Here is a 14,733-nt window from a genome sequence, read left to right on the forward strand (position 1 = left end):
CATTGACAATGATTTTACCCACCGGTTGCATTGCAGGTGTATTTTTGTAAAAAAAGTTATGCGGAAAATTATCCTTCTGGCAGCCATATTGATCTTGGGTGCATCCTACAGAGGCCACGCACAGCAGGCACTCATCCTGATTGACCTTCAGATGTTTTATTTTCCCGGAGGCATTCAGCCTTTGCACGAACCCGAGGCCGCCGTGCAAAATGCGGCCATGGCGCTGGCGCACTTTCGAGCGAATGCCTGGCCCGTTGTGCATGTGCAACATGCGATTGACCGTGGTGGCGAGATTCACCCGCTGGTAGCGCCAGCTGAAGGCGAAACCGTGATTACCAAAAAAGAAGTGAACGCATTTGCGGGCACCTCGCTGAGTGAGGTGCTCCAATCGCTTGGGGTGAAAAAGCTGGTTTTTGCAGGCATGCAAACCCATATGTGCCTCGAAGCAGCCGTGCGTGCTGCCAGGGATATGGGGTATGAGTGCATTGTGTTGTCGGACGCCTGCGCCACGCGCAACCTCAGTTTCGACGGCATCGAAGTTACTGCGGCACAGGTACATGCGTCCACCCTGGCTACGCTCAACCGGACGTACGCTCGTGTGCTCAAAACAAAGGAGTTTCTGGAAGCGAAATAAACAGTTTCCTTTTATATCGGGCAACGCTCATGCTGACAATGAGCAACCAGTTAAATGTACCACCCGGCACCCAAGACGACCACCAAGGGGGATTAAAAAAAATACTACCCTTAAAATCAGCCCGTTCTACCTGTCGCGGTTGTAATATTTCATGGCTTCGGGAAGCCATTTTCTGATTTGTGCAATACGCGTTTCGTCGGAGGGGTGCGTACTCAGGAATTCCGGCGGAGCCTGTCCCCCTTTCATTTTTGCCATACGTTCCCAAAATGCAATGGCCTCGTTGGGGTCGTAACCGGCCATGGCCATGAAAATCAAACCCAGGCGGTCGGCCTCGCTTTCATGCAATCTGCTGTAAGGCAACAAGATACCAAGTTGTGAACCCAGCCCAAATGCAGCCATCCACAGGGCCTGGGTTTGCTCGGGCTTGTCCTGCATGGCCACGGCAAGCGCCATTCCACCCATTTGGGTCATCAGCTGCTGGCTCATCCGTTCGCCGCCGTGTTCGGCAATGGCATGCGCCACTTCGTGCCCCATAACTACCGCCAGACCTGTCTCGTCTTTGGTGATGGGCAAAATACCAGTGTAGAAAACCACCTTGCCGCCGGGCATGCACCAGGCATTGGCTTCCGGACTCTCGACCAGGTTAAACTCCCAGGCATAGTTCTTGAGTCTGGCCGACAAGTCCTTCTCGGCAAAATAACGCTCCACAGCATGCTGAATTTTCTGGCCTACATTTTTAACCATGGCAGTAGCCTCTGCATCGCTCGAAAGCTTGTTCTCGCTCAAAAACTGGCTGTATTGCTGAAAGCTCATGGCCATCATTTGCTGCCCGGGAATAATATTGAGCTGCTTGCGGCCGGTCAGAGGCACCCTGGAACATGACAACACTACCATCAGGAGGACAGCAATACTGGCCAGATAAAATTTTAATGTCTTCATTTTCAATATATTGATAAGATCTTATGTGCAGAGTTTAAAACCTCATAAAAATAATCTGTATTTGGCTCAATTTTTTGGTTTTCCATATCAGGAATTTTATTTTTGTTTTCCCCCAGCCGAAATTGAATTTAACCCACCACACAATGATGCTGAAGCCTCCCCGAATTAAACTCGCAATCCTGATTCTTCTTCTATTCCTGGGCCTGCCCTCCTGCCGGCAAAGCCCGCCCACACCCCGAATGGAACCCGACTTAATGGACAAAATCGATATGTTGACGAGAATCGGGGATTCGCTATCCAACAACAATCCCCGTGAGTTGATCAGTGTGGCCAAAGAAATTATCGGTAAGGCCGAAACCATTGGCAACTGGGACAAGTTGGGCCAGGCATTCAAGCTCTTGTCATATGCTTATCTCAGTCTGGAGCTGCCCGACTCGGCCTTGGCATATCTTTATCAGGCACGGTCGTTCATTGACGAATTTCAGGATCCAAAAAACAAATACCACATATATGTGGAGCTTGCAAAACACTACCGAATGAAGGAAATGATGGACAGCGCCATCTATTATTTCGAGCAAAGCGCATCAATTGCGCAAAAGACCAACGAACCGGTATTGATCATGACGGCTTATCACAACAGTGCCATCATTAAAAGCGACCTCGGGAGACTTGCAGAAGCCTACGAAGAGTACCTCAAGGCTCTGGAATATGCCGACTTGGGTAGTTTTGAAAAAAACAAAGCGGTAATATTGAACAACTTAGGTTTGCTCGATCAGAAAACCGGAAATTTTGAACTTGCAAAACAGCGATACCGCGAAGCCATCTCAATCAATTCAAAACACAACAAATATTTTGACCTTTCGATGAATTATGCCAACCTGGCATTAGTTTTCAGCGAAGAGAAGAATGCCGACAGCGCGCTTTTCTTCAATGAGAAAACCATCGAACTTGCACGGGAACGGGGCTTTGTGCGCGAACTGGCACGCGCCCTGAATAATTCAGCCGATATCCTCGCTGACAACGGTCAACTTGACAAGGCAGAAACCTATTATCAGGAAGCACACGACCTCTGCAAGCAATACAACATCATCATTGGCCTGTATTATACCAACCTCGGCATGTTCAATATCATGCATAAAAAAGGAGAATACAGCAAAGCACTGAAAAAAATTGACGAAATCAGGGAAATCGGAGAAACATTAAAAGACCCTGAAATCACAAAAGGCATTTACGGCATGTATTACGATATCTATGCCCGGCTCAACAACTATGAAAAAGCCTTCGATTACCTCCTCAGGTTCAATCAATTATCGGACAGCATCCGTAGCTTGAGTAACGAAAATCTGGTAAAGGAGCTACAAGCAAAGTTTGAAACAGAGAAGAAAGTGCTTGAAAACAGATATTTAAGAGAGGAACTTGAGATAAAAAAACAGCAAGTGACCGCTTTCAGGTTTGCCATCATTGCTTCTGTGGTTGCAATTCTGGTGATTGCGCTGCTTTTTGTTGTTCAAACGCGGAACCGAAACCGCCTGAAGGTGCTTTTCAACAACCTCAACGTGCTCAATAAAGAAATCAACCAAAAAAACCTTGAGCTCCTGGAATCGAACCAAACAAAAGACAAGCTGTTTTCGGTGATAGCCCACGACCTGAAATCGCCTTTCAATGCATTATTGGGTATTCTGGGAATTTTAGTAGAGGACAAGGAAAACCTGAAGGAAGATGAGCGCAATGAGCTGACGGAGCAATTATACAAACAGACCATGACTACTTATGGCGGCCTCGAGAACCTGCTGCAATGGAGCATGAGTCAGCGTAAGATGTTCAGCTATAAAGCTTCCGAATTCCCGCTACGTAATACCATTGCACAGGAAATACTTCTGGCCGAAGGCAGGGCGACACAAAAAAACATCAGTATAGTCAACGAACTACCCGAAGATCTGATCGTGATCAGTGATGAACAACTACTTAGAAACATTGCACGCAACCTGATAAACAATTCCATAAAGTATTGTCATTCAGGTGGTGCTGTGCGAGTCAGATCAGAGCTGAACAATGGAAATCTGACCATCATTTTCTCGGACAATGGAACTGGTATGCCAAAAGAGAAACTTGAGCAGCTCAGGTCGGGATTGTTCGTTGAGTCGGTAAGAGGCACAAAAAATGAAAAAGGTACCGGGCTTGGCCTGCAGATGGTGGCTGAATTTGCGAAACTGATTGGCGCTGAATTCCAGATTGATAGCGTGGAAGGTCAGGGCACAGACGTGTATATCACCTTGCCCTCGCAAAGTGTCAAAGCAGGCGCGAACGAAGCTTAAAGTGATTCGCATCAGCGTGCATCCGGCTACGGGATGAACAAACAGCTGTCGCCATAGCTTAAAAACCGGAAGTTATTCCTGAGGGCATAATCGTAAACTTCCTTCCATGCCGGGCCTACGAATGCCGAAACCAACAGCAACAAGGTGCTTTTTGGCTGATGGAAATTGGTAATCAGCCCATTGACCAGTTGGAAGCGATAGCCCGGCGCAATCATCAGGGCAGTTTGTGCCGAAATCTGCTCCATGCCATGCTTATCCATGTAGTTCAGAATCACCTGCAGGCATTCCTCCCGCGACAAAGTGCCTGCAATATTGGCATATGGCATCCACTGATCCACAAAAAGATCTCTTGGTGTCATATCCTTGTTCAACTTAATTCCAAGCCAGTAAATGCTTTCGAGGGTGCGCATGCTCGTGGTGCCCACTGCCACCACATGCCCCCTGTGGCGGAGCAGGCTTTCGATAAGTCCGCGGCTGATGATGACCCGCTCGGCATGCATCTGATGTTCGCCAATGGTTTCGGCAGAGACCGGTTTGAATGTGCCGGCGCCCACATGCAGCGTGAGTTCGGCGAATTGATGTCCAAGCGCTTCGAGCTTTTTTGTAAGTCCGGTGGTAAAATGCAATCCTGCGGTGGGTGCCGCAACCGACCCGCCAGCCGTAGCAAAGATGGTCTGATAGCGCTCGTAATCAAGATCCTCTGCCTTGCGGTGCATATACGGAGGCAGCGGCAATTCGCCGGCCCATTCGAGAATCTGTCCAAAATTGACCTCTTCCTGATCCCAGCTAAACATGATCACGGAATGGTCTTCATGCCAGGCAAGGCGTTCAGCACGGATAGTCAGCACGATGTTGGGATGCGAAATTTTGGTTTCCAGAATGCCCGACTTCCATCGCTTTGAATTGCCTACCAGGCAGCGCCACACTACTGGCGAAGAAGCCACGAACACCTTTGAAAAATCCCCATTGTGCTGCACAGGTTCGAGGCAGAACAGTTCGATGTGGGCGCCGCCGGGCTTGTAAAAATGCAAGCGGGCATTCACCACCTTGGATTTGTTTGTCACCAGAAGCGAGCCGGAAGGCAGATGCGTACCCAGGTTACGAAATACATCTTCCCGCAATACTGTTCCCTTCAGCACCAACAACTTTGAAGCATCGCGCTCAGGCAGAGGGTACTGTGCAATCCGGTGTTCCGGCAGCGGATAATCGTAGTCGGCTATTGAAATTTTAGTTACCTCCACCGGCAGCACAATCTATTTTTCTGATCTGAAGAGAGTTGGCTTGTAAGTGAGCATCAGCCAACTGTAGTAAGGTTTGGCAAGCTGATCGGGTGCAACACCTTTGACGCGTGCAAAGTTTTCGTTGGTAAGGTACCAGGCAAAGCCAGCATTGAGGTTGAGGTTTGGTTTGAGGTTGTAGTTCCAGATCAGGTTTACTTCGCTGCCCAGACTCCCTTCGAGCAGTTCGCTCTGATTGAGCGGATTGCGCACGGCCGAATGAAGCCTGAAAAAGTGCCATTCGGCAGCAAGGGTTCCGTACTTTCGGGTCTGGCGGCTCAAGCTGGGATACACATCTACCCATCCTCCACCGGCAGTGCTCGAAGGCAATACATACTGATTAAGCCTGCCATAGCGCAGAAAACGTATGCCATAGAGCAGATCGAAGGCATGCTCACGACTGGTGTAAGTCGGATCTGTTTCCCGGGCATCGTTGCCGCTCACCACATCCACGCCTATTCCCGGCCGAAGCCTGCCAAGCTTCCAACCCGCCTCGACCGAGGCAAAGTGGCTGCGCATATCTTTGCCCTTCTGGCTTTTACCCCGTTGTATGTAATAGTTGGCTTTGACATCGGAAAACCGTCTTTGCATCTGGAAATGCCCACCAACCGTAGCCATCATGTAAATGGTTTCCGATTGCTTTTCCTTCTGGTATCCACTCAGAATGGCCAGACCACTCAGGTAGGATTGCTTTCCGATATTTCGCTTAATATATAAAAAATTAAGTGTCCGAATTCTCTGTTCGATGGGATCGACCAGAAAATGATTGTTTGCGGTTCCGGCACCAAATTTTGTTGCATCGTTATTGTAAGAAATTGCCGCATCGAACTGCCATTCATTCGAAACTTTGCTATATAGGATGGCATCATAAGTTTGACCAAATTGTGGCCAGTTGCGTGCCGAAAGCAACCTTTGGTCATCGTACAAAAATTCCTGGCGACCTATCCGCAAGTAACTGTTTTCGGTCAGACCGAGCTTCAACCACGCCTGGTGAATGCCCAGGCTATTCGTATTCATTTGTGACGAGGTTCGTGTGCCTTGGTTTTCATCGCCCCACACGCGGACGTCCTGCAGGCCGAAAAAAAACTGCGCATTGCCAGCGTTGTGTGAGACATTGAGCCTGGTGCGCTGCGAAACAAAAGCCACCGCATCCTGACCAATCGTCGGCACGCGAGCATGTCCGTGGTTGAGTTCGAAACGAGGTCTGATTTCGGCGCTGAGCTCCAGCTGCGCCATCGAATTGGTGCTGCCAGCCAGAAGACTGGCGACAAACAGGATTGCTGACTTTACTTTCATGTTGCAAATTTCGGAAAAATACTATTATGGTGAGTTGCTTGCCATTCCCTTGAAGGCTGCTTACCTTTGCATGAAACATATGCATAACATGTCAGTATTCAGGCATCTGCCTAACTTGCTTACCCTGCTCAACCTGGTTTGTGGCACGCTTTCCATCCTTAGTTTTGCTCAAGGAAAAGTAGAACATGCAGGCTTATTCATTTTTGTTGCTGCGATACTCGATTTTCTGGATGGTTTTGCGGCCCGGATGCTCAAGGCGCACTCACTCATTGGTGCCGACCTCGATTCGCTGGCCGACGTGGTTTCGTTCGGCGTAGCTCCGGGTATGATATTGTACCACCTGATAAGCATCAGCCACGGCCGTCCGGTAGTACACCTTGGCAGCTTTGATCTTGTGCCGGTCGCAGCCCTTCTTTTGCCGGCTTTTGCAGCGCTTCGGCTCGCCAAATTCAACAACGATCCGTCGCAAACCGATTATTTCCGCGGGCTTCCAAGTCCGGCAAGCGGGTTGTTGGTGGCTTCGCTGCCATTGGTGCGTCAGCAGCTTTATGAGTCGCAAAGTCTCACCTATATGATTTTCACCAACGCCTATTTCCTTATCGGTGTTTCAGTAATCCTTAGCTTGCTCATGGTGAGCAATCTTCCGCTCTTTGGACTGAAATTCAAGCACTTTGGACTTAAAGGCAACGAGATAAAATATTTTTTTCTGGCTGTTTCAGTCTTTCTGCTCGTGTTTCTGCAGTTCCTGGCCATCCCCTTCATCATTGCCATCTATCTGATGCTCTCGGTGGTGGTTTTCCTCACCGACATTCAAAGCTGAGTTTGGCAGGGTGTTGCTGTTTTCGCGGCGGCGCAATTCGAAATTCTGTCCCAGATAAACTTTGCGCACCTGTTCGTCGGCCGCAAGCTCTTCGGATGTGCCTGATTTGAGTATGGCTCCTTCAAAAAGCAGGTACGACCGGTCGGTGATGGACAAGGTTTCGTGCACGTTGTGGTCGGTGATCAGAATGCCGATGTTCTTTTCTTTGAGTTTCCAAACGATGTTCTGGATATCTTCCACGGCAATCGGGTCAACTCCCGCAAAAGGTTCGTCGAGCAGGATGAAGCTAGGATTTACCGCGAGGGCACGGGCGATTTCGGTGCGGCGGCGCTCGCCCCCCGAAAGTTGTATGCCTTTGTTTTTGCGGATATTTTGCAGGCCAAACTCATCCAAAAGCTGCTCCAGGCGTTCATACCTCTGCTGGCGGGTCAAGCTTTTTTTAAACTCCATCACCGAAAGGATGTTGTCTTCCACGCTCATGTTGCGAAACACACTGGCTTCCTGCGCCAGGTAACCGATTCCAAGCTGGGCACGCCTGTACATGGGTTCAGAGGTTATTTCGGTTTCATCGAGGAATACCTTGCCGGCAAGGGGCTTGATCAATCCCACAATCATGTAGAAGGTCGTGGTTTTGCCCGCACCATTGGGCCCGAGCAAACCTACAATCTCGCCCTGCCTGACATGCACCGACACGTCTTTGACAACCGTGCGTTGTTTGTATTTTTTATAAAGGTGTTCGGTGCGCAGAATCATCATGTTTGGCAAATTGATTTCTTGGGGATTGACTTAGCCCGGCTATTTGTTCTCGTTGAGCATTTCCCAAAACTCGAGAGCCCTGCGGGTATGGGGTATCACAATGGTGCCTCCCACCAGGTTGGCCACGCCGAAAATTTCCATCACCTCTTCGGTGGTCAGTCCGAGTTCAAAACATTTCTGGAGGTGATAGGCGATACAATCGTCGCAACGAAGCACCATCGAGGCCACCAGCCCAAGCATTTCTTTGGTACGGGCATCGAGCGCACCATCCTCGTAAGTCAGGGTATCGAGGCTGTAGATGCGCTTCATGATTTTGTTGTTCGGAGCGGCCATCAGGCGCTCGTTCATCATTGCACGGTAAGCATTGAACTGTTCTACCTTATTCATAAGTGTTGGTCGTTTTTTTATAATCAATCAGATAACGCCCTCTTTGAGGATATCGTGCAGGTGGATGACACCTTTATATATATCGTTTTCCACCACGGGCAGCTGGGTGATGTTGTGCTGCCTCATTGTGGCCAGAGCATTGGCCAGGGTCTCACCCGGTGAAATACTCTTTGGATTGCGGGTCATGATGTCTTCGGCACGCAGGTGGTCGAAGGTCGGGTTGTTCATCAGCATGCGTCTGAGGTCGCCATCGGTGATGATTCCGGCAAGCTTTCCGTCTTTGAGCACAGCTGTTGCACCCAGGCGCCGGGCCGAGATTTCCACGATTACTTTTCGCAGGTCGTCGTCGAAGTTGACCTGGGGTTTTTCGTTGCGCACATAGATGTCTTCCACCCTCAGGTAAAGTTTTTTTCCCAAAGCCCCACCGGGATGAATCCGGGCAAAATCGTCGGGACTGAACCCGCGACAATGCAGCAGGGCTATGGCCAGCGCGTCGCCCATCACCATTTGTGCCGTGGTGCTGGAGGTTGGGGCAAGGTTGTTCGGACAGGCTTCGTGTGTCACCGAGGTCAGAAGCAAATAATGGGCCTGCAAAGCCAGGTAGGAATCGGGATTGCCCACCATGGCCACCAACACATTTGGCCTGGCTTTAAGCAATGGAATGAGCACTTTGATTTCGGGCGTTTCGCCACTTTTGGAAATCAAAATCACCACATCCTCGTCGCGTACCACCCCCAGGTCGCCATGAATGGCATCGGCAGCATGCAGAAACACCGCATTGGTGCCTGTGCTGTTGAACGTGGCAACGATCTTTTGCGCAACAATGGCACTCTTGCCAATACCGCTTACGATCACCTTGCCCCTGGATTCGAAAATGCACCTTACCACCTCAGCAAAATGCGCATTGAGTTGTGGTATCAGGCCATCGATGGCATCGCGTTCGAGGGCAATGGTGCGGCTGGCCAATGCAAGAAGTTCGTCCGGCTTATTATGGGCAGGATTGCCTGATTGGGTACTCATACCTTTTAATTGCCGCAAAATTAATAAAATCGGGCATGCCTCCTTTTTTGAAACAATCGCCAAAAAGCCGCGGACAAAATAAAAATGGCTTATTTGCAATTCAGGAAAAGAAAGTATTTTTGCCGCCCCTTAAGCTGTGTCGGAACAACAGCTTTAACTTTGGGAAGTACAGGGTATTGCGCTGCAACTCATTATACAGCATAATTCGAATCAGGCATTTAAGACATGACAGACCCAAAAAATTTTTTGGATTTTGCTTGTTTCATAAAAGCCTCTTTAATACGTATATTTGTATATAAGTGGCCGCAGGCGATAACCTGAAAAGGTGTGCCTGCGCCCTTCAAAAATTTGAACGCAGAACATAAGCAACAGATACATGGTGAAGAAGGATGAATACGGACTTCACGAACTGCTGAAAAAGATTTTTGGTTTCGACCATTTCAAAGGCAATCAGGAAGCAATCATTAAAAGTGTGCTCGAGGGCAACCACACCTTTGTGGTCATGCCGACAGGAGGAGGCAAATCGTTGTGCTATCAGCTTCCGGCCCTCATGAGCGAGGGCACTGCGATTGTGGTTTCGCCACTTATTGCGTTGATGAAAAACCAGGTGGATACCATCCGGAATTTCGGCACCGAGTTTGGCGTGGCCCATGTGATGAACTCCTCCCTGTCGCGGAGCGAGCTCAACCAGGTGCGCGAAGACCTTATCGCCCGCAAAACCAAGCTGCTGTATGTGGCTCCTGAATCGTTGAATAAAGACGAAACCGTTGAGTTTCTGAAGTCGCTCACAATATCTTTTATGGCTATTGACGAGGCCCACTGCATCTCGGAATGGGGACACGATTTCCGCCCGGAATACCGAAAGCTAAGAAGCATCATCAACTCCATCAACCCCAAGCTGCCTGTCATTGCCCTCACAGCCACAGCCACGGTGAAAGTGCAGCAGGACATCCTGAAAAACCTCGAAATCACAAATGCGAAAATTTTTAAATCTTCGTTCGACAGGCCAAACCTGTATTATGAGGTCAGGCCCAAGACCGACGAGGTGACAAAAGACATCATTAAATATATCAAAAACAATCCCGGCAAATCGGGCATTGTGTATTGCCTGAGCCGGAAGAAGGTGGAAGAAATTGCCGAAACACTCACTGTCAACGGCATCAGGGCATTGCCCTACCACGCAGGCCTCGACAGTGCCACACGCGCCACAAACCAGGATAAGTTTTTGATGGAGGAAGCTGAGGTGATTGTGGCTACCATTGCCTTTGGCATGGGCATCGACAAGCCCGACATCCGCTTTGTGATTCACCACGACATGCCCAAAAGCCTCGAAGGCTACTACCAGGAAACCGGCCGGGCCGGCCGCGACGATGGCGAGGGCAATTGCATTGCCTTTTTCAGCGAAGAAGACATCACAAAACTTGATAAATTCAACAAGGACAAATCGGTGTCGGAACAGGAAATTGCCCGCGAATTGCTCAACGAAGTGGTCAATTACGCCGAATCGACTGTGTGCCGCCATAAGCTCCTGCTCCATTATTTCGGCGAAACGTACGACAAAGACAACTGCGGCGCCTGCGACAACTGCCTGAATCCCAAGGAGAAGGTTGACGGAAAAGAAGACGTGAAGCTGGTTATTGAAGCCATCCTGAGCCTCAAACAACAATTCAAAACCAAGCAAATCGTAGAGTTTCTTACCGGCAAAAAATCGGGCGACATCAAAAGCATGAAGCTCGATAACAACGAATTTTTCGGAGCGGGTGAAGAAGAGGACGAGCGCTACTGGAATGCCGTAATCAAACAAGCGCTCATACACAAGCTTTTATACAAAGAAATCGAGAGCTACGGCAACCTGAAGGTTACCAAGGAAGGCAAAGAGTACATTAAAAAGCCTTTCACCATTATGCTGGCCAAAGATCATAACTTCGAAAGCCAGGAAGATGATGAGCTGGAAGAAGCAAAAGCAGGAGGCGTAAAAGGCAGTGGCACCGACCAAACCTTGTTTGCCATGCTCAAGGACTTGCGCAAAGCCATCTCGAAAAAGGAAAACCTGCCACCTTTCGTTATCTTTCAGGATCCCTCGCTCGAAGACATGGCTATCCAATATCCCATTAAGATAGAGGAACTTACGCAAATCGTCGGGGTGGGCGTAGGGAAAGCAGCCAAATACGGCGAGCCGTTTATCAAGCTCATCAGGCAGTATGTGGAGGAAAACGAGACTATCCGCCCCAACGATATGGTGGTTAAAACGGTTCCCGGAAAATCCATACTGAAAGCGGAGATTATCAAGCTTATTGACCGCAAGCTGCCCCTCGAAGATATTGCCTATGCCAAAAACCTCACCTTCGACGAACTGCTGAGCGAGATCGAAAGCATCGTTGCAAGCGGCACGAGAATCGACATCTCTTACTACATCGATGAGTTTGTGGACGAATACCATCAGGAAGAAATCATCGACTACTTCAAGGAATCGGAGAGCGATTCGGTTGAGGTTGCCCTGAAAACACTCGGCGATTCGGAATACACCGAAGAGGAAATCAGGCTGATGCGCATCAAGTTTATTTCGGAAGTCGGCAACTGATCCCATGTCGGCACGGATTACTTTGCTTCGGTTGTTTGCAACAGGGTTGCTTTTCGTGGCGCTTGTGTTGATTGGTGCATCCGGCTGCAGCAAGGGAAAAACTGACCACATCAGGCCAAAGGTACTCATGAGCCAGGCCACACTCACCAGCGTGCTCACCGAAGTTCATCTGGTGGAAGCCGCCATGAATATGCGTCGCAACAACGGGCAGGAGTTCGAGAACCAGAAAAACGCCCTCTTCGATGCCATTTTTACCCATTACGGCATTACCCCCGAGCTTCTGGAAGCCAACCTGCTTTATTACAACCAGCATCCGGCTGTGATGGAAAAAGTTTACCAGGATGTAATTGACAGCCTATTGCGAATACAGCAGGAGCTCAGGCTGGAGTAGCCAGGAGCCTTCTCAAACGCGCAATGTTCAGAACCACATAAGCTAGTTTTTGAAGCCAGCGCAGAATTATCTGGTAAAGAGTGCGAAACGGTTTTCGGATGCACCTGACACCACCAGGCTGTAGGTGAATTCGATCCGCGATGCATTTTTGTACACCCCTGTGCCCGACACCTGCCAGCCATTGCCAATCACCGGACTGGTTATTGTAAGCGTATTGCCAACCACCAGGGCAGTGGCAGCACCACCCGAGGCTGCGAAATTCTGTATGCGCACCTCAGTGGAGTTCGACGGATTGCGCTGTATGCTCACGGTATAGTTAACCTTGAGCTCGTGATCGCTCACACTCCAGATGCCCAGATATTTTTCAATCGGGTCCACATCAGGACCAATGTCCTCGTCGAGTGCGCAGGCAGTAAGCAGCAGGGACAAAAAAAGCGCAGCCACCCAGTAGATTGCTGCGCCGCGATTTTTTATCAGTTTCATATTCAGCGTTTTAACACATGTAGCTTTCGAACGTACCGCTCTTCATCGGTACTGAAAGCCACAAAAAAGGTGCCATCGGGAAGTCCGGAGGCAGAAAAATTAATTTCGTGGGCTCCGGCTGCAAATGAGGTTTGTGGTAGCAACTGTCGGATATGACGTCCGCTTAAGTCGAGCAGATCAACTGCAACGGACTGGGGGGTATCGAGCTTAAACCGGATGGATGCCTGCCCGCTGACCGGGTTGGGAAAAACCCCCAGATCAGACAGCTCATTTTTATTTTCCAGGCCCACAAGCGTTCCACCGGCAAGCAGCACAGCATCGATGATATTGTCGGTGGTAGGTGGCCAGATGTAGGGATTGGTAATCACCTTATCAGGCCGGATGACCAGCACAGTGGGATAAGCAGCAAGCTGAAAAAGATGAAAAGCTGCATTGCCGCCCCCGTCGAGCCCACTGGCCGAAGGGAAGGTTAGGTTGAACACAGAATCGAAAAAAATGACGTCGCTATTGGTGCCGTTGTAGTTGATACCGAGAAAAAACACATCTCCCAGGTTGCGCCCAAACGCTTCAAATGCACCCTGAAAATGAGGCGCATAGAGCTGGCAGGGGCCACAGGAAACCGAAAAGAAATCGAGCGCCACCACTTTGCCGGCATCAAGCAGGGGATACAGCTGAATTACAGCGCCCTCCACAGTTTTTACACTAAAGTCGGGAGCTATGGTGAGCGGTGTCTGGGCATTGGTGCGGCCCAGAGCCATGAATATCAACAGAACGGTAAAGAATTTTTTCATAGAAATGCCTTTCAGAAACATCTACAAATATATATGTATTTGTATCTGTTGGGCAAATCGGCAAGAATCTTTGGACGGTTGGTGCAAGACGCCCCCTCAGGGGATGAGGTTGAACACTTTGGCTGCAAGCCGGCTGGCGCCAATCCGGAATAGTTTGGGATTGAGCCATTCCTGCCCGAGGATGTTATCCACAAGTTTGTAGTAGATCAGGGCGGTTTCGGGTTCGGCAATGCCACCGGCAGGTTTGAAGCCTACTTTACGGCCGGAGCTTTCGTAGTATTCCCTGATGGTATCGAGCATCACCACTGCGGCTTCGGGGGTGGCTGCAGGCTGCACCTTGCCGGTTGAGGTTTTGAGGAAATCGGCGCCTGCCAGCAATGCCAATTCGGAGGCTTTTCGGATCAGTTCGGGACTTGAGAGTTCGCCGGTTTCGAGAATGACTTTCAGATGGGCTTTTCCGCAGGCAGCTTTCACCGCCTTAATTTCGTCGAAGATGGCATCGTAGTCGCCCTTGAGCATCACCCCACGGGAGATGACCATATCAATTTCGTCGGCACCCTGCGCGGCTGCCCAGGCTGTCTCGGCCAGTTTGAGATGCAGGGGCATCTGGCCCGAAGGGAAGGCGCACGACACGGTTGCCACTTTTATCCCACTGTCGCCCAGATATTTGCGTCCGGCTTCAATAAAGGGCATATACACACAAATGGCAGCCACACTGACTCCTTTGCCTGCGGCAGCAAAATCGAGGGCCTGCTGGCAAAGCCCCTTTATGCGGTCGTCGTTGTCGGTGGCTTCGAGGGTGGTCAGGTCGATGCAGGAGAAGATCGTCCGCCAGGCTACGGCAAGCGCTTCATCGCTTAGCTGAACCGCACTGATCTGTGCAATGCGTCCGGCGATTGATTCCGGGGTTTGGGAGTATGCTGAAAATTTCATCCGGTTTCTTTTGGCGCAAAAATACGCTTTTAAAAGCCGATGAGAGCGAATCGAGCACAATAAGCAGGATTACCGGTTTCGAAAACGGATATCCGATTCCGGAGAAATGC

The 14,733-nt window shown here is 49.8% G+C and carries 14 protein-coding genes; 5 read left to right on the forward strand and 9 right to left on the reverse strand.

Annotated features, from left to right (window positions below; all coding sequences use genetic code 11):
- The first annotated feature begins 58 nt into the window (after positions 1 to 58).
- Positions 59 to 634, forward strand: a complete 576-nt coding sequence (locus IPM52_07200; GenBank protein MBK9291396.1) for a cysteine hydrolase — start codon at positions 59 to 61, stop codon at positions 632 to 634.
- A 126-nt stretch (positions 635 to 760) separates the two neighbouring features.
- On the opposite strand, the gene IPM52_07205 is transcribed toward IPM52_07200, so the two are convergent.
- Complete coding sequence (locus tag IPM52_07205; GenBank protein MBK9291397.1) at positions 761 to 1,573, reverse strand: M48 family metallopeptidase; 813 nt, start codon at positions 1,571 to 1,573, stop codon at positions 761 to 763.
- A gap of 269 nt (positions 1,574 to 1,842) precedes the next feature.
- Between IPM52_07205 and IPM52_07210 the strand changes: the two genes are divergently transcribed.
- Positions 1,843 to 3,888, forward strand: coding sequence for a tetratricopeptide repeat-containing sensor histidine kinase (locus IPM52_07210; protein MBK9291398.1), 2,046 nt, complete (start codon positions 1,843 to 1,845; stop codon positions 3,886 to 3,888).
- A 26-nt stretch (positions 3,889 to 3,914) separates the two neighbouring features.
- Here IPM52_07210 and IPM52_07215 read toward each other — a convergent pair whose 3' ends face one another.
- Together IPM52_07215 and IPM52_07220 are read right to left on the reverse strand one after the other, a co-directional pair.
- Positions 3,915 to 5,129 (reverse strand): S-adenosylmethionine:tRNA ribosyltransferase-isomerase, encoded by a 1,215-nt coding sequence (locus tag IPM52_07215; GenBank protein MBK9291399.1) that lies wholly within the window; start codon positions 5,127 to 5,129, stop codon positions 3,915 to 3,917.
- A 12-nt stretch (positions 5,130 to 5,141) separates the two neighbouring features.
- On the reverse strand, positions 5,142 to 6,461 hold the full coding sequence (locus tag IPM52_07220; protein MBK9291400.1) for an alginate export family protein: 1,320 nt from the start codon (positions 6,459 to 6,461) through the stop codon (positions 5,142 to 5,144).
- Positions 6,462 to 6,549: 88 nt separating this feature from the next.
- Between IPM52_07220 and pssA the strand changes: the two genes are divergently transcribed.
- Positions 6,550 to 7,281: a CDP-diacylglycerol--serine O-phosphatidyltransferase gene (gene pssA / locus IPM52_07225; protein ID MBK9291401.1), complete on the forward strand. Its 732-nt coding sequence runs from the start codon at positions 6,550 to 6,552 to the stop codon at positions 7,279 to 7,281.
- On the opposite strand, the gene lptB is transcribed toward pssA, so the two are convergent.
- The 3 genes from lptB to IPM52_07240 are packed head-to-tail and all read right to left on the reverse strand — an operon-like array spanning position 7,177 to position 9,444.
- Positions 7,177 to 8,034, reverse strand: a complete 858-nt coding sequence (gene lptB, locus IPM52_07230; protein ID MBK9291402.1) for an LPS export ABC transporter ATP-binding protein — start codon at positions 8,032 to 8,034, stop codon at positions 7,177 to 7,179. The genes pssA and lptB overlap by 105 nt on opposite strands.
- A 42-nt stretch (positions 8,035 to 8,076) precedes the next feature.
- The gene (locus IPM52_07235; protein ID MBK9291403.1) at positions 8,077 to 8,424 is read right to left on the reverse strand and encodes a carboxymuconolactone decarboxylase family protein; all 348 of its coding nucleotides are present in this window, start codon (positions 8,422 to 8,424) and stop codon (positions 8,077 to 8,079) included.
- A gap of 27 nt (positions 8,425 to 8,451) precedes the next feature.
- Positions 8,452 to 9,444, reverse strand: a complete 993-nt coding sequence (locus IPM52_07240; GenBank protein MBK9291404.1) for a KpsF/GutQ family sugar-phosphate isomerase — start codon at positions 9,442 to 9,444, stop codon at positions 8,452 to 8,454.
- A 376-nt stretch (positions 9,445 to 9,820) separates the two neighbouring features.
- Here IPM52_07240 and recQ point away from each other — a divergent pair, with 376 nt between their 5' ends.
- Together recQ and IPM52_07250 are read left to right on the forward strand one after the other, a co-directional pair.
- Positions 9,821 to 12,025 (forward strand): DNA helicase RecQ, encoded by a 2,205-nt coding sequence (gene recQ, locus IPM52_07245; GenBank protein ID MBK9291405.1) that lies wholly within the window; start codon positions 9,821 to 9,823, stop codon positions 12,023 to 12,025.
- 4 nt (positions 12,026 to 12,029) lie between these two features.
- On the forward strand, positions 12,030 to 12,416 hold the full coding sequence (locus IPM52_07250; protein ID MBK9291406.1) for a DUF4296 domain-containing protein: 387 nt from the start codon (positions 12,030 to 12,032) through the stop codon (positions 12,414 to 12,416).
- A 66-nt stretch (positions 12,417 to 12,482) separates the two neighbouring features.
- On the opposite strand, the gene IPM52_07255 is transcribed toward IPM52_07250, so the two are convergent.
- The 3 genes from IPM52_07255 to deoC form a co-directional block, all read right to left on the reverse strand.
- Positions 12,483 to 12,899 carry a hypothetical protein gene (locus tag IPM52_07255; protein MBK9291407.1) on the reverse strand — a complete coding sequence of 139 codons (417 nt, stop codon included), beginning with the start codon at positions 12,897 to 12,899 and terminating at the stop codon, positions 12,483 to 12,485.
- 2 nt (positions 12,900 to 12,901) lie between these two features.
- Positions 12,902 to 13,690: a redoxin domain-containing protein gene (locus IPM52_07260; protein ID MBK9291408.1), complete on the reverse strand. Its 789-nt coding sequence runs from the start codon at positions 13,688 to 13,690 to the stop codon at positions 12,902 to 12,904.
- 96 nt (positions 13,691 to 13,786) lie between these two features.
- Entirely contained in the window at positions 13,787 to 14,623 is an 837-nt protein-coding gene (gene deoC, locus IPM52_07265; protein MBK9291409.1) for a deoxyribose-phosphate aldolase, read from the reverse strand.
- Positions 14,624 to 14,733 lie beyond the last annotated feature (110 nt).

It is taken from the genome of Bacteroidota bacterium (assembly GCA_016715945.1).
Classification (GTDB): domain Bacteria; phylum Bacteroidota; class Bacteroidia; order Bacteroidales; family F082; genus JALNZU01.

Bases quoted from the DNA above. Each gene is read 5' to 3' on its own strand.
- IPM52_07200 (MBK9291396.1), top strand. From the start codon at position 59: ATGCGGAAAATTATCCTTCTGGCAGCCATATTGATCTTGGGTGCATCC.
- IPM52_07205 (MBK9291397.1), bottom strand. From the start codon at position 1,573: ATGAAGACATTAAAATTTTATCTGGCCAGTATTGCTGTCCTCCTGATG.
- IPM52_07210 (MBK9291398.1), top strand. From the start codon at position 1,843: ATGTTGACGAGAATCGGGGATTCGCTATCCAACAACAATCCCCGTGAG.
- IPM52_07220 (MBK9291400.1), bottom strand. From the start codon at position 6,461: ATGAAAGTAAAGTCAGCAATCCTGTTTGTCGCCAGTCTTCTGGCTGGC.
- pssA (MBK9291401.1), top strand. From the start codon at position 6,550: ATGTCAGTATTCAGGCATCTGCCTAACTTGCTTACCCTGCTCAACCTG.
- lptB (MBK9291402.1), bottom strand. From the start codon at position 8,034: ATGATTCTGCGCACCGAACACCTTTATAAAAAATACAAACAACGCACG.
- IPM52_07235 (MBK9291403.1), bottom strand. From the start codon at position 8,424: ATGAATAAGGTAGAACAGTTCAATGCTTACCGTGCAATGATGAACGAG.
- IPM52_07240 (MBK9291404.1), bottom strand. From the start codon at position 9,444: ATGAGTACCCAATCAGGCAATCCTGCCCATAATAAGCCGGACGAACTT.
- recQ (MBK9291405.1), top strand. From the start codon at position 9,821: ATGGTGAAGAAGGATGAATACGGACTTCACGAACTGCTGAAAAAGATT.
- IPM52_07250 (MBK9291406.1), top strand. From the start codon at position 12,030: ATGTCGGCACGGATTACTTTGCTTCGGTTGTTTGCAACAGGGTTGCTT.
- IPM52_07255 (MBK9291407.1), bottom strand. From the start codon at position 12,899: ATGAAACTGATAAAAAATCGCGGCGCAGCAATCTACTGGGTGGCTGCG.
- IPM52_07260 (MBK9291408.1), bottom strand. From the start codon at position 13,690: ATGAAAAAATTCTTTACCGTTCTGTTGATATTCATGGCTCTGGGCCGC.
- deoC (MBK9291409.1), bottom strand. From the start codon at position 14,623: ATGAAATTTTCAGCATACTCCCAAACCCCGGAATCAATCGCCGGACGC.